Source organism: Pseudomonas sp. MWU13-3659, assembly GCF_023757525.1.
Classification (GTDB): domain Bacteria; phylum Pseudomonadota; class Gammaproteobacteria; order Pseudomonadales; family Pseudomonadaceae; genus Aquipseudomonas; species Aquipseudomonas entomophila_E.
Window position 1 is genome coordinate 47,887 of sequence record NZ_JAMSHW010000011.1, and the last position, 13,477, is coordinate 61,363.

At 65.0% G+C, this 13,477-nt stretch carries 10 protein-coding genes; 9 read left to right on the forward strand and 1 reads right to left on the reverse strand.

All coding sequences use genetic code 11. From position 1 onward, the window contains the following. Positions 1 to 3: 3 nt before the first annotated feature. The 4 genes from ttgB (at position 4) to NGM28_RS15625 (ending at position 7,386) form a co-directional block, all read left to right on the forward strand. Positions 4 to 3,156 (forward strand): multidrug efflux RND transporter permease subunit TtgB, encoded by a 3,153-nt coding sequence (gene ttgB, locus NGM28_RS15610; protein WP_252090700.1) that lies wholly within the window; start codon positions 4 to 6, stop codon positions 3,154 to 3,156. Beyond that, complete coding sequence (locus tag NGM28_RS15615) at positions 3,153 to 4,598, forward strand: AdeC/AdeK/OprM family multidrug efflux complex outer membrane factor (protein ID WP_252090701.1); 1,446 nt, start codon at positions 3,153 to 3,155, stop codon at positions 4,596 to 4,598. Before ttgB ends, NGM28_RS15615 begins: the two co-directional genes overlap by 4 nt. Before the next feature lie 384 nt (positions 4,599 to 4,982). Beyond that, entirely contained in the window at positions 4,983 to 6,236 is a 1,254-nt protein-coding gene (locus NGM28_RS15620) for an OprD family porin (protein ID WP_240065572.1), read from the forward strand. Positions 6,237 to 6,402: 166 nt separating this feature from the next. Continuing rightward, the gene (locus NGM28_RS15625) at positions 6,403 to 7,386 is read left to right on the forward strand and encodes a LysR family transcriptional regulator (protein WP_252090702.1); all 984 of its coding nucleotides are present in this window, start codon (positions 6,403 to 6,405) and stop codon (positions 7,384 to 7,386) included. Here NGM28_RS15625 and NGM28_RS15630 read toward each other — a convergent pair. Next, on the reverse strand, positions 7,286 to 7,972 hold the full coding sequence (locus NGM28_RS15630; protein WP_240065570.1) for a Crp/Fnr family transcriptional regulator: 687 nt from the start codon (positions 7,970 to 7,972) through the stop codon (positions 7,286 to 7,288). The two genes, NGM28_RS15625 and NGM28_RS15630, sit on opposite strands and share 101 nt — an antisense overlap. A gap of 90 nt (positions 7,973 to 8,062) precedes the next feature. Between NGM28_RS15630 and NGM28_RS15635 the strand changes: the two genes are divergently transcribed. From NGM28_RS15635 to cmoB, 5 genes are all read left to right on the forward strand, one after another. Then, complete coding sequence (locus NGM28_RS15635) at positions 8,063 to 8,587, forward strand: Mpo1 family 2-hydroxy fatty acid dioxygenase (protein ID WP_240065569.1); 525 nt, start codon at positions 8,063 to 8,065, stop codon at positions 8,585 to 8,587. Positions 8,588 to 8,686: 99 nt separating this feature from the next. Next, positions 8,687 to 11,107, forward strand: a complete 2,421-nt coding sequence (gene lon / locus NGM28_RS15640) for an endopeptidase La (RefSeq protein WP_252090703.1) — start codon at positions 8,687 to 8,689, stop codon at positions 11,105 to 11,107. 148 nt (positions 11,108 to 11,255) lie between these two features. Continuing rightward, on the forward strand, positions 11,256 to 11,648 hold the full coding sequence (locus NGM28_RS15645; RefSeq protein WP_213658127.1) for a protease inhibitor I42 family protein: 393 nt from the start codon (positions 11,256 to 11,258) through the stop codon (positions 11,646 to 11,648). A gap of 89 nt (positions 11,649 to 11,737) precedes the next feature. After that, the gene (cmoA, locus tag NGM28_RS15650) at positions 11,738 to 12,481 is read left to right on the forward strand and encodes a carboxy-S-adenosyl-L-methionine synthase CmoA (RefSeq protein ID WP_252090704.1); all 744 of its coding nucleotides are present in this window, start codon (positions 11,738 to 11,740) and stop codon (positions 12,479 to 12,481) included. After that, positions 12,478 to 13,434 (forward strand): tRNA 5-methoxyuridine(34)/uridine 5-oxyacetic acid(34) synthase CmoB, encoded by a 957-nt coding sequence (gene cmoB, locus NGM28_RS15655; protein ID WP_252090705.1) that lies wholly within the window; start codon positions 12,478 to 12,480, stop codon positions 13,432 to 13,434. Before cmoA ends, cmoB begins: the two co-directional genes overlap by 4 nt. Positions 13,435 to 13,477: the final 43 nt, after the last annotated feature.

Consider the following 13,477-nt stretch of genomic DNA (forward strand, 5'->3'; position numbering starts at 1 on the left):
ACCATGTCGAAGTTCTTTATCGATCGCCCGATCTTTGCCTGGGTGATCGCCCTGGTGATCATGCTGGTCGGCGCCTTGTCGATCCTGAAGCTGCCGATCAACCAGTACCCGAGCATCGCCCCGCCGGCCATCGCCATTTCCGTCACCTACCCTGGCGCCTCGGCGCAGACGGTGCAGGACACCGTGGTGCAGGTGATCGAGCAGCAGCTCAACGGTATCGACAACCTGCGTTATGTGTCGTCGGAAAGTAACTCCGACGGCAGCATGACCATCACCGCCACCTTCGAGCAGGGCACCAACTCCGACACCGCGCAGGTCCAGGTGCAGAACAAGCTGAGCCTGGCCACCCCGCTGCTGCCGCAAGAAGTGCAGCAGCAGGGTATCCGCGTCACCAAGGCCGTGAAGAACTTCCTGCTGGTGATCGGCCTGGTGTCCGAAGACGGCAGCATGAGCAAGGACGACCTGGCCAACTACATCGTCTCCAACATGCAGGACCCGATCTCGCGAACTGCCGGCGTGGGTGACTTCCAGGTATTCGGTGCCCAGTACGCGATGCGTATCTGGCTGGATCCGGCCAAGCTGAACAAGTTCCAGCTGACCCCGGTCGACGTGCGCACCGCCGTGGCCGCGCAGAACGTCCAGGTCTCGTCCGGCCAGCTCGGCGGTTTGCCGGCACTGCCGGGCACCCAGCTCAACGCCACCATCATCGGCAAGACCCGCCTGCAGACCGCCGAGCAGTTCGAGAAGATCCTGCTCAAGGTCAACAACGACGGTTCCCAGGTACGCCTGGGCGATGTCGCCACGGTCGGCCTGGGCGGCGAAAACTACGCCATCAGCGCCCAGTACAACGGCATGCCGGCCTCGGGCCTGGCGGTCAAACTGGCCACTGGTGCCAACGCCCTGGACACCGCCAAGGCGCTGCGCACGACCATCAGCGACCTGGAGCCGTTCTTCCCGCCGGGCGTGAAGGCCGTGTTCCCGTATGACACCACTCCGGTGGTCACCGAATCGATCAGCGGGGTAATTCACACCCTGATCGAGGCCGTGGTCCTGGTGTTCCTGGTGATGTACCTGTTCCTGCAGAACTTCCGCGCCACCATCATTACCACCATGACCGTGCCGGTGGTGCTGCTGGGTACCTTCGGTATCCTTGCCGCCGCAGGCTTCAGCATCAACACCCTGACCATGTTCGCCATGGTCCTGGCCATCGGCTTGCTGGTGGACGACGCCATCGTCGTGGTGGAGAACGTCGAGCGGGTGATGTCCGAGGAAGGGTTGCCGCCCAAAGAGGCGACCAAGCGTTCCATGGAGCAGATCCAGGGCGCGCTGGTGGGTATCGCCCTGGTGCTGTCGGCGGTACTGCTGCCGATGGCCTTCTTCGGCGGTTCCACCGGTGTGATCTATCGCCAGTTCTCCATCACCATCGTCTCGGCCATGGGCCTGTCGGTACTGGTGGCGCTGATCTTCACCCCGGCTTTGTGCGCCACCATGCTCAAGCCGCTGAAGAAAGGCGAGCACCATGTCGCCAAGCGCGGCTTCTTCGGCTGGTTCAACCGTAACTTCGACCGCAGTGTTGTCGGCTACGAGCGCAGCGTCGGCGCGATCCTGCGCAACAAGATCCCGTTCCTGCTGGCCTACGCCCTGATCGTGGTCGGCATGATCTGGCTGTTCGCGCGCATCCCCACCGCGTTCCTGCCGGAAGAAGACCAAGGCGTACTGTTCGCCCAGGTGCAGACCCCAGCCGGTTCCAGCGCCGAGCGCACCCAGGTGGTGGTCGACCAGATGCGCGAGTACCTGCTCGACAAGGAAGCCGACACCGTGGCGTCGGTGTTCACCGTCAACGGCTTCAACTTCGCCGGCCGTGGCCAGAGCTCGGGCATGGCGTTCATCATGCTCAAGCCATGGGACGAGCGCTCGAAGGAGAACAGCGTGTTCGCCCTCGCCCAGCGCGCGCAGATGCACTTCTTCAGCTTCCGCGACGCGATGGTGTTCGCCTTTGCCCCGCCAGCGGTACTCGAACTGGGTAACGCCACCGGCTTCGACGTGTTCCTCCAGGACCGCGCCGGCGTCGGCCACGCGAAGCTGATGGAAGCGCGCAACCAGTTCCTGGCCAAGGCCTCGCAGAGCAAGATCCTCAGCGCGGTGCGCCCGAACGGTCTGAACGACGAGCCACAGTACCAACTGACCATCGACGACGAACGCGCCAGTGCCCTGGGCGTGACCATCGCCGACATCAACAACACCCTGTCGATCGCCCTGGGCGGTAGCTACGTCAACGACTTCATCGACCGCGGTCGGGTCAAGAAGGTGTACATCCAGGGCGAACCGAACTCGCGGATGAGCCCGGAAGACCTGCAGAAGTGGTACGTGCGCAACGGCAAGGGCGAGATGGTGCCGTTCTCCTCCTTCGCCAAGGGCGAGTGGAGCTATGGCTCGCCGAAACTGTCGCGCTACAACGGCGTGGAAGCAGTCGAGATCCTCGGTGCCCCGGCACCGGGCTACAGCACCGGTGAAGCCATGGCCGAAGTCGAGCGCATCGTTGGCGAGCTGCCAACCGGCATCGGCTACTCCTGGACCGGCATGTCCTACGAGGAAAAACTCTCCGGCTCGCAGATGCCGGCACTGTTCGCCCTCTCGGTCCTGTTCGTGTTCCTGTGCCTGGCGGCCCTGTACGAAAGCTGGTCGATCCCGATCGCGGTGGTGCTGGTAGTGCCACTGGGTATCATCGGTGCCCTGCTCGCCACCAGCCTGCGCGGTTTGTCCAACGACGTGTACTTCCTGGTCGGCCTGTTGACCACGATCGGCCTGGCGGCGAAGAACGCCATCCTGATCGTCGAATTCGCCAAGGAGCTGCACGAGCAAGGCCGTAGCCTGTACGACGCGGCGATCGAGGCGTGCCGCATGCGTCTGCGCCCCATCATCATGACCTCGCTGGCGTTCATCCTCGGCGTGGTACCGTTGACCATCGCCAGCGGCGCCGGCGCGGGCAGCCAGCACGCCATCGGCACCGGCGTGATCGGCGGCATGATCAGTGCGACCGTGCTTGCAATCTTCTGGGTACCGCTATTCTTCGTCGCTGTGTCGTCGCTGTTCGGCAGCAAAGAACCGAAACAGGACGCCACCCCTGAAACTCCACGTTATGAGGCTGGGCAATGACCAAGTCTTTGTTGTCCCTGGCGGTAACCGCCTTCATTCTCGGCGGCTGCTCGCTGATCCCCGACTACCAGGCGCCTGAGGCGCCGGTGGCCGCGCAATGGCCGCAAGGCCCTGCGTACTCGCCGTCCGAGTCCGCCAACGTCGCCGCCGCCGAGCAGGGCTGGCGCCAGTTCTTCCACGACCCGGCGCTGCAGCAACTGATTCAGGCGTCGCTGGAAAACAACCGCGACCTGCGGGTCGCGGCGCTGAACATCGACGCCTACCGCGCGCAATATCGCATCCAGCGCGCCGACCTGTTCCCGGCGGTGTCGGCCAATGGCAGCGGCAGCCGCCAGCGGGTACCGGCGAACATGTCGCAGACCGGCGAAGCGAACATCACCAGCCAGTACTCGGCCACCCTGGGTGTCAGCTCCTACGAGCTGGACCTGTTCGGCCGCGTGCGCAGCCTGACGGAGCAGGCCCTGGAGACCTACCTCTCCAGCGAGCAGGCGCGCCGTTCCACGCAGATCAGCCTGGTGGCCAGCGTGGCCAACGCCTACTACACCTGGCAGGCCGACCAGGCGCTGCTCAAGCTGACCGAAGAAACGCTCAAGACGTACGAAGAGAGCTACAACCTGACCCGCCGCAGCAATGAGGTGGGCGTGGCTTCGGCCCTGGACCTGAGCCAGGCCCGTACCGCCGTCGAAGGCGCGCGGGTCAAGCTTTCGCAGTACCAGCGCCTGGTCGCCCAGGACCTGAACAGCCTGACCGTACTGGTGGGTACCGGCGTGCCGGCCACCCTGCCCAAGCCGCTGGAGCTCAACGCCGACCAGCTGGCCGAAGTGCCTGCCGGCCTGCCGTCCGATATCCTCCAGCGCCGCCCGGACATCCAGGAGGCCGAGCACCTGCTCAAGGCCGCCAACGCCAACATTGGCGCTGCCCGCGCGGCGTTCTTCCCGAGCATCAGCCTGACCGCCAACGCCGGTACCCTGAGCCCGGACATGGGCGGGCTGTTCAAGGGAGGGTCGGGCACCTGGCTGTTCCAGCCGCAGATCAACCTGCCGATCTTCAACGCCGGCAGCCTGAAGGCAAGCCTGGACTACTCGAAGATCCAGAAGGACATCAACGTCGCCAAGTACGAGAAGACCATCCAGACCGCCTTCCAGGAAGTCGCCGATGGCCTGGCCGCACGCAAGACGTTCGAAGAGCAGCTGCAGGCGCAACGCGACCTGGTGGCGGCGAACCAGGACTACTACCGCCTGGCCGAGCGCCGCTACCGCATTGGTATCGACAGCAACCTGACCTTCCTCGACGCCCAGCGCAACCTGTTCAGTGCCCAGCAGGCGCTGATCAGCGACCGCCTGTCGCAGTTGGTCAGCGAGGTCAACCTGTACAAGGCCCTCGGTGGCGGCTGGTACGAACAGACCCAGCAACAGGCCTCGATCCAGACGCCGAAAGGCTGATTGGTTCGGTAACAGCATCAAGCCCACCCTCGCGGTGGGCTTTTTGTTGGATGCCGTACACCGCCCCCTGTGGGAGCGGCCTTGCCGAGGCGTCGGACCGGCCGGAAAGGGGCGCGAAGCGGCCCCAGATATCAGCATTCCTGCAGCATTGCCGGGGCTGCTGCGCAGCCCTTTCGCGGCACAAGGCCGCTCCTACATCCTCAACACGATCGGACATATCGTTCGATAATCGCCCCATTCCGCTTACGACGAATTGCCTCGCCCCCGCCCTGCCCCGCACCATCGCCCACGCAACGTTGCACAAGTTCTCACAAATGAAGCCAAACCCTGCGGCCCGCACCCGCAGCGCCCCGGCTCGCCCAATAAAAACAAGAGACCCAAGCGATGAGCACTTTGCACCCCACACGCCAGCTGCTGCCCGGCCTGTTGGCCCTGTCCTGCGCCGTCCCCACCCTGGCCGCCGAAGGCGGTTTCGTGGAAGACGCCAAGGCCAGCCTCAACCTGCGCAACTTCTACATCAACCGCAACTTCGTCGACCCGGCCAACCCCCAGGGCAAGGCCGAGGAGTGGACCCAAAGCTTCATTCTCGACGCCCGCTCCGGCTTCACCCAGGGCACCGTCGGCTTCGGCGTGGACGTGCTGGGGCTGTATTCACTCAAGCTCGATGGCGGCAAGGGCACGGCCGGCACCCACTTATTACCCGTGCATGACGACGGCCGCCCGGCGGATGATTTCGGCCGGCTGGGCGTGGCGCTCAAGACGCGCCTGTCACAGACCGAACTGAAGGTCGGCGAGTGGATGCCGGTGCTGCCGATCCTGCGCTCCGACGATGGGCGCTCGCTGCCACAAACCTTCCGCGGTGGCCAGCTCACATCACGGGAACTCGACGGCCTGACCCTCTACGCCGGCCAGTTCCGTGGCAACAGTCCGCGCAACGACGCGAGCATGGAAGACATGTTCATGCAGGGCCGCGCCGGCATCACCTCCGACCGCTTCAACTTTGCCGGTGGCGAATACACCTTCAACGACAAGCGCACGATGCTCGGCCTGTGGAACGCCCAGCTCAAGGATATCTACCGCCAGCAGTACCTCAACCTGGTGCACAGCCAGCCTCTGGGTGACTGGACCCTGGGCGCCAACCTCGGCTACTTCCTCGGCAAGGAGGACGGCAGCGCCCGCGCCGGCGACCTGGACAACCGCACCGCCTCGGCCATGCTCTCGGCGCGCTACATGGGGCACACCTTCTATGTCGGCCTGCAGAAGGTCAGCGGCGACGATGCCTGGATGCGGGTCAACGGCACCAGCGGCGGTACCCTGGCCAACGACAGCTACAACGCCAGTTTCGACAATGCCAAGGAGCGCTCGTGGCAGCTGCGTCATGATTTCAACTTCGTCACTGTCGGGATTCCCGGGCTGACCTTGATGAACCGCTATATCAAGGGTGACAACGTGCACACCAGTGCGGTGGATGACGGCAAGGAGTGGGCGCGGGAGACGGAGCTGGCCTATGTGGTGCAGTCCGGGGCGTTCAAGGACCTGTCGGTGAAGTGGCGCAATTCGACCATGCGCCGGGATTTCAGCAGCAATGCGTTCGATGAGAACCGGGTGATCGTGAGTTATCCGTTGAATCTGTTGTGAGGCGGTTCGCCGGCAATGACGCACCGGTTCCAGGTAGGAGCCGGCTTGCCGGCGAACGCTCTATGCACATAACAAAATCTACTAAAAACAAAACAAATCCATTCTTGACGCTATAAGCAACAACCACTAAAACCGAGGACTGATCACCCGCCACCAGAGCCCGAGCATGGACCTCCGCCAACTGCGCTACTTCATCGCCCTCACCGAATACCGCAGTTTCGTCCGCGCCGCCGAAGCCATGGGCATCACCCAACCGGCCTTCAGCCGTGCCATCCAGAACCTCGAGCAGACCCTTGGCTGCAGCCTGGTCGATCGCGGCAACAAGGCCCTGCCGCCCACTCCGGAAGGCCAGGTGGTGCTGCAGCACGCCCGGCGCCTGGTGCAAGGCGCGGCCCAACTGAACAACGAAGTCCTGCAAATGACCAAGCTCGATGCCGGCGAGCTGCATTTCGGCAGCGGCCCCGCGCTGGCCGTGCACCTGGTGCCACAGGCGTTGCAGCACTTCATCGAGCACCACCCAGGCATCCGCACCGCGCTGCTGGTCGACAACGCCGAACGCCTGGGCCAGGCCTTGCGTCGCGAGCAGATCGAGTTCTTCGTCGATGATATCCGTCCGTTCGAGGCCGACCCGAACTTCCACACCGAGCCACTCAAACCGCGCCCCGGCCTGTTCTTCTGCCGCCCCGAACACCCCCTGCTGGCCAAGGACAGCCTGTCGACCAACGACCTGTTCGCCTACCCGCTGGCCAGTGCCCTGCTTGCCCCCGGTGTGCGCAAGCGCCTGGCCAACCTCAGCGGGCGCAACGACTTCACCCCGCACCTGCAGACCGAGCACCTGGCGGTGCTGCGCAGCGTGGTGCTGGCCAGCGATGCGATCGGTACCGCCAGCGAGGAGGCCGTCAGCGAGGACCTGGCCGCCGGCCGCCTGGTGCGGCTGCACTGGCGCAACGTGCCTCCGGGGCTGGAAGTGCTCAGCGTGCGCTGCGGGGTGGTCAGCCGCAGTGGCTATCGCCTGTCCCCCGCCGCCCGGGCGATGATCGACACACTAATCAGCCTGGATGCTGCGCCATCGCCCGCAGGCGCGGCGCATCGACAATCTCCACCTCGCCGTAGCCCAGGCGCACCACGCCGGCCTGCTCGAGGCTCCTGAGGATCTGGTTGATGGTCTGGCGCGACAGCGAAAGCATCAGTGCCAACTGCTCCTGGGAAAGCTGCAGGCGCCACTGCGGCACATCCCGCTCGCCATAGCCCTCGGCGATCTGCAACAGCCGGTGAGCCAGGCGCGGCGCTGCCGCCAGCAGGCTCTGCTGCTCCAGGGCAACGAACACCCAGCGCAACTTGTGGCTCATCAGCAGGGCCAGCTCGCGCCAGTGCCGGGGCTCGCGGTCGAGCCATTGCAGCAGCGGTGCCTGGGGTATCCACAGCAGCCGTGTCGCGCCTTCGGCAAAGGCGTCGTGGGTGCGCGGCTGGCCATCGAACAGGCTGATCTCGCCAAACCAGTTGGGCGCTTCGACCAGGGTCAGCAGCGCCTCCTTGCCTTCGCTGCTGACCGCCCCCACGCGCATCGCCCCGTCGAGCACCGCATACAGGCCACAGGGCGCGTCGCCACGCTGGAACAGGCACTGCCCGGGCGCCAGCTCGCGAAACCGGGCCAAGGCCAGCAGGCTATCCTGAACATGTGCGGGCAACTGCCGGAACCACTGGCCGTGCAACAGCTGGGGACGTGGATCGTGCATGGCACCTCGCAAGCGGACTCTGTCGGCCAGGCGACAGACGACGATGGATGATCGGGGCAAGCTGGCGTAACCCCGAACGGAGGAACAACAATGAAAAACCTCGTCGAACACCTGAGTCAATACGCGGCCTATCACCGTGACCCACGCAATATTGCCACCCATTTCATCGGTATTCCGCTGATCGTGCTGGCCGTAAGCATCCTGCTGTCGCGGCCCGGCTGGGACGTGGGCGGCCTCTGGTTGTCGCCGGCCCTGCTGCTGGCGGCCTGGTCGGTGTGGTTCTATCTGCGCCTGGACACACGCTTCGGCCTGGTGATGGGCCTGCTGCTGGGGCTTTGCCTGTGGGCCGGCCAGGCACTGGCGGTACAGGCCACCGGGTTATGGCTGAGCGTCGGCCTGGGTGCGTTCGTGCTGGGCTGGGTCATCCAGTTCGTCGGGCACTGGTATGAAGGGCGCAAGCCGGCGTTCGTCGACGACCTCAGCGGGTTGATCGTCGGGCCGCTGTTCGTGGTGGCGGAACTGGCCTTCATGGTCGGGCTGTGCGGCGACTTGAAGCGGGCCGTGGAAGCCAATGCCGGACCGGTAGCGATGCGCCAGAAGAAGGCGGCGATCTGACACCTGTGGGGCCGCTACGCGGCCCTCCCCTTCGTCTACCATTGAAACCTGCCGACCACCGCCCCATCTAAGCACCATAGCCATTCACGCAGGTGCCCCATGAGCGACCAGCAGGATTTCCCGGAACGCCCCGACGAACACAGCGAAGTCGAACACCTCGATCCAACGGCCAGCACCGGCCACCACCTCGCCCTGCCCGGCCAGCAGCTGCCGGACAAGGTCTACGTGATCCCGATCCACAACCGCCCGTTCTTCCCCGCGCAAGTGCTGCCGGTGATCGTCAACGAAGAGCCCTGGGCCGAAACCCTCGACCTGGTGGCCAACACCCCGCACCGCTCGTTGGCGCTGTTCTTCATGGACACCCCGCCCGAAGACCACCGCCACTTCGACACCAAAGCCTTGCCCGAATACGGCACTCTGGTGAAGGTGCACCACGCCAGCCGCGAAGGCGGCAAGCTGCAGTTCGTCGCCCAGGGCCTGACCCGGGTGCGCATCCGCACCTGGCTCAAGCACCATCGCCCGCCGTACCTGGTCGAGGTCGAATACCCGCGCCAGCCGGCCGAGCCCACCGACGAGGTGAAGGCCTACGGCATGGCCCTGATCAACGCGATCAAGGAACTGCTGCCGCTCAACCCGCTGTACAGCGAAGAGCTGAAGAACTACCTCAACCGCTTCAGCCCCAACGACCCCTCGCCGCTGACCGACTTCGCCGCCGCGCTGACCTCCGCCACCGGCAACCAGCTGCAGGAAGTGCTCGACTGCGTGCCCATGCTCAAGCGCATGGAAAAGGTCCTGCCGATGCTGCGCAAGGAGGTCGAGGTCGCCCGGCTGCAGAACGAGATTTCCGCTGAAGTGAACCGACAGATCGGCGAGCACCAGCGCGAGTTCTTCCTGAAAGAACAGCTCAAGGTCATCCAGCAGGAGCTGGGCCTGACCAAGGACGACCGCAGCGCCGACCTCGAGCAGTTCCAGCAACGCCTCGAAGGCAAGACCCTGCCCGAGCAGGCACAAAAGCGCATCGACGAAGAGATGGGCAAACTGGCCATCCTCGAGACCGGCTCGCCGGAATACGCCGTTACCCGCAACTACCTGGAATGGGCAACTGCCCTGCCCTGGGGCATCCAGGGCAAGGACAAGCTCGACCTCAAGCACGCCCGCAAGGTGCTCGACCAGCACCACGCCGGCCTGGACGACATCAAGGAGCGCATCCTCGAGTTCCTCGCCGTCGGTGCCTGGAAAGGCGAGATCAGCGGCTCCATCGTGTTGCTGGTCGGCCCGCCAGGGGTGGGCAAGACCAGCATCGGTAAATCCATCGCCGAATCCCTGGGTCGGCCGTTCTATCGCTTCAGTGTCGGTGGCATGCGCGACGAGGCGGAGATCAAGGGCCACCGCCGCACCTACATCGGCGCCCAGCCCGGCAAGCTGGTGCAGGCGTTGAAGGAGGTCGAGGTGATAAACCCGGTGATCATGCTCGACGAAATCGACAAGATGGGCCAGAGCTACCAGGGCGATCCGGCCTCGGCGCTGCTGGAGACCCTCGACCCGGAGCAGAACGTCGACTTCCTCGACCACTACCTGGACCTGCGCCTGGACCTGTCCAAGGTGCTGTTCGTCTGCACCGCCAACACCCTCGACTCGATTCCGGGCCCACTGCTCGACCGCATGGAGGTGATCCGCCTGTCCGGCTACATCACCGAAGAGAAGCTGGCCATCGCCAAGCGCCACCTGTGGCCCAAGCAGCTGGAGAAGGCTGGGGTCTCGAAAAACAGCCTGAGCATCAGTGACAGCGCCCTGCGCACGGTGATCGAGGGTTACGCCCGCGAAGCGGGTGTGCGCCAGCTGGAGAAACAACTGGGCAAACTGGTGCGCAAGTCGGTGGTCAAGCTGCTGGAAGACCCTGAGGCGAAAATCAAGATCGGCACCAAGGACCTCGAACCCGCCCTGGGCATGCCGGTGTTCCGCAGCGAGCAGGTGCTGGCCGGCAAGGGCGTCATCACTGGCCTGGCCTGGACCAGCATGGGCGGCGCTACCCTGCCGATCGAGGCTACCTCCATCCACACCCTCAACCGTGGCCTCAAGCTCACTGGCCAGTTGGGTGATGTGATGAAGGAATCGGCCGAAATCGCCTACAGCTATGTCAGCTCTAACCTGAAGCAGTTTGGCGGCACGCCGGGCTATTTCAATGAAGCCTTCATCCACCTGCACGTGCCCGAGGGCGCGACACCGAAAGATGGCCCCAGCGCCGGGGTCACCATGGCCAGCGCCCTGCTGTCGCTGGCCCGTGACCAGGTGCCGAAAAAAGGCGTGGCCATGACTGGCGAACTGACACTCACCGGGCAGGTCCTGCCGATTGGCGGGGTGCGGGAAAAGGTCATCGCCGCGCGGCGGCAGAAGATCTTCGAACTGATCCTGCCGGATGCCAATCGCGGGGACTTCGAGGAGTTGCCGGATTACCTGAAAGAAGGGTTGACCGTGCACTTCGCCAAGCGCTTCGCCGACGTGGCGAAAGTGCTGTTCTGACAGAACCGGGGCCGCCATGCGGCCCATTCGCCGGCAAGCCGGCTCCTACGGCACATGACCTGTAGGAGCCGGCTTGCCGGCGAACAAGCCCGCACAAACGTCCACCTTCTTCGGTTATCCTCAGGCAACTTCAGCCTCAGGAGCCAACATGACCACCCTTCGTCTGCTCGTTCCCCTGGGCCTTGCGCTGCTCACCGCCTGCGCCCAGCACCCACAACGCACTGTTGAACTGGACGCCGAGAGCGAATGCCCCCAGCGCCTGCAGGTCGGCCAAGGCATGACCCTGACCCTGCCCGGCAACCCCACCACCGGCTACCGCTGGCTGGTGCAGAACCCGGCCTCGGGCATCCTGCGCAGCCTCGGCCCTGAGGTGTACAACGCCTCTGAAGCGTCGGGTGTCGTCGGTAGCGGCGGCCTTTCCACCTGGCGTTTCCAGGCCAAGGCCCCCGGCGAAGCCCACCTGATCCTGGTCTACCAGCAGCCCTGGGCCCCGGAGGTGCCACCGGTGCAGACCTTCGATTGCGCCATCAAGGTCAAGTGAGGCCGGGGCGCCGGTCAGCCGGGCATGCAAGCTGGCCGCGGTTTGGCTAGAATGCCGCCCCTCTGGATTGCAAGCCGCCTGGACCCACCGTGAGCAAAGAACCCGACCGCCTATTCGCCCAGCCCCTGGAGCAGGTGCCCGACTTCGTCTTCAACGAAGACGTGGTGCAGGTGTTCCCGGACATGATCAAGCGCTCGGTGCCCGGTTACCCGACCATCGTCGAGAACCTGGGCGTGCTGGCCGCGCGCTTCGCCCAGCCGCACTCCGCGCTGTACGACCTGGGCGCCTCGCTGGGTGCGGTCAGCCAGTCGCTGCGCCGCCATGTGCGCAGCGACGGTTGCCGGGTGATCGCGGTGGACAACTCCGCGGCCATGGTCGAGCGCTGCCGCCAGTACCTCACTGCCCAGGACTCGATGTTCCAGGAACTGCTGCCGGTGCAGGTGCTGGAGGCCGATATCCTCACGCTGCCCCTCGAGCCCGCCTCGGTGGTGGCGATGAACTTCACCCTGCAGTTCATCGCCCCCGAGCAACGCCTGGCGCTGCTCGGCCGCATCCACCAGGCCCTGCTGCCGGGCGGCGCGCTGATCCTCTCGGAAAAGCTGCGCTTCGCCGACGACCAGGAACAACAACTGCTCAACGAGCTGCACCTGGACTTCAAGCGTGCCAATGGCTACAGCGAACTGGAGATCGCCCAGAAGCGCAGCGCCATCGAGAACGTGATGAAACCCGACACCCTGGAAACCCACAAGGAGCGCCTGCGCGCCGCCGGCTTCAGCAAGGTCGTGCCGTGGTTCCAATGCCTCAACTTCGCCTCGCTGATAGCCCTGCCATGATCGATCTGTCCCCCCTCGTCCGCCGTCTGGCGGGCACGCCCCTCGCCACCTGGTCCCAAGGCCTGCAGGCACAACTGGAAGCCAAGCTGGAAAAAGGCCACGGCGATCTGGATCGCTGGCGCGGCGCCCTGGAGTCGCTGCCAAAGCTGACACCCGACCAAATCGACCTCGTCGACGGCCTTCGCCTGGACTGCGACTGCGACGACGCCACCCGCGCGCAGATGCATCAAGCGCTGATGGGCCTGTCGCCTTGGCGCAAGGGGCCGTTCGACCTGTTCGGCGTGCACGTGGACACCGAATGGCGCTCTGACTGGAAATGGTCACGGGTCGGCCCGCATCTGGACCTCAAGGGCAAACGCGTGCTCGACGTGGGTTGCGGCAATGGCTACTACCAGTGGCGCATGCTCGGTGCCGGGGCCGACATGGTCATCGGTGTCGATCCCAACTGGCTGTTCTTCTGCCAGTTCCAGGCGGTGCAGCAGTACCTGCCGGAGCTGCCGGCCTGGCACCTGCCGTTCGCCCTGGAAGACCTGCCGGCCAACCTCGAAGGCTTCGACACCGTGTTTTCAATGGGCGTGTTCTACCACCGCCGCTCGCCCATCGAACACTTGCTGGCGCTCAAGGACTGCCTGGTCAAGGGCGGCGAACTGGTGCTGGAGACCCTGGTGATCGAGGGCGACGAGAATCAGGTGCTGGTGCCGGAAGACCGTTACGCGCAGATGCGCAACGTCTGGTTCCTGCCCTCGGTGCCGGCGCTGGAGCGCTGGCTGCGCCGGGCCGGTTTCAGCGATGTGCGCTGCGTCGATGTCAGCGTCACCTCGGTCGAGGAGCAGCGCAGCACCGAGTGGATGCGCTACCAGTCGCTGGGCGACTTCCTCGACCCGAACGACCACGGCAAGACCGTCGAAGGCCTGCCGGCACCGCGCCGCGCCACGCTGCTGGCGCGCAAATAAAAAAGGCGCCCATCTGGGCGCCCGAATCCACCTGCGGCGAGGA

Coding starts and splice junctions, on each gene's coding strand:
- lon (WP_252090703.1), top strand. CDS start 8,687: ATGAGCGACCAGCAGGATTTCCCGGAACGCCCCGACGAACACAGCGAA.
- NGM28_RS15630 (WP_240065570.1), bottom strand. CDS start 7,972: ATGCACGATCCACGTCCCCAGCTGTTGCACGGCCAGTGGTTCCGGCAG.
- cmoB (WP_252090705.1), top strand. CDS start 12,478: ATGATCGATCTGTCCCCCCTCGTCCGCCGTCTGGCGGGCACGCCCCTC.
- ttgB (WP_252090700.1), top strand. CDS start 4: ATGTCGAAGTTCTTTATCGATCGCCCGATCTTTGCCTGGGTGATCGCC.
- NGM28_RS15620 (WP_240065572.1), top strand. CDS start 4,983: ATGAGCACTTTGCACCCCACACGCCAGCTGCTGCCCGGCCTGTTGGCC.
- NGM28_RS15635 (WP_240065569.1), top strand. CDS start 8,063: ATGAAAAACCTCGTCGAACACCTGAGTCAATACGCGGCCTATCACCGT.
- NGM28_RS15615 (WP_252090701.1), top strand. CDS start 3,153: ATGACCAAGTCTTTGTTGTCCCTGGCGGTAACCGCCTTCATTCTCGGC.
- NGM28_RS15625 (WP_252090702.1), top strand. CDS start 6,403: ATGGACCTCCGCCAACTGCGCTACTTCATCGCCCTCACCGAATACCGC.
- NGM28_RS15645 (WP_213658127.1), top strand. CDS start 11,256: ATGACCACCCTTCGTCTGCTCGTTCCCCTGGGCCTTGCGCTGCTCACC.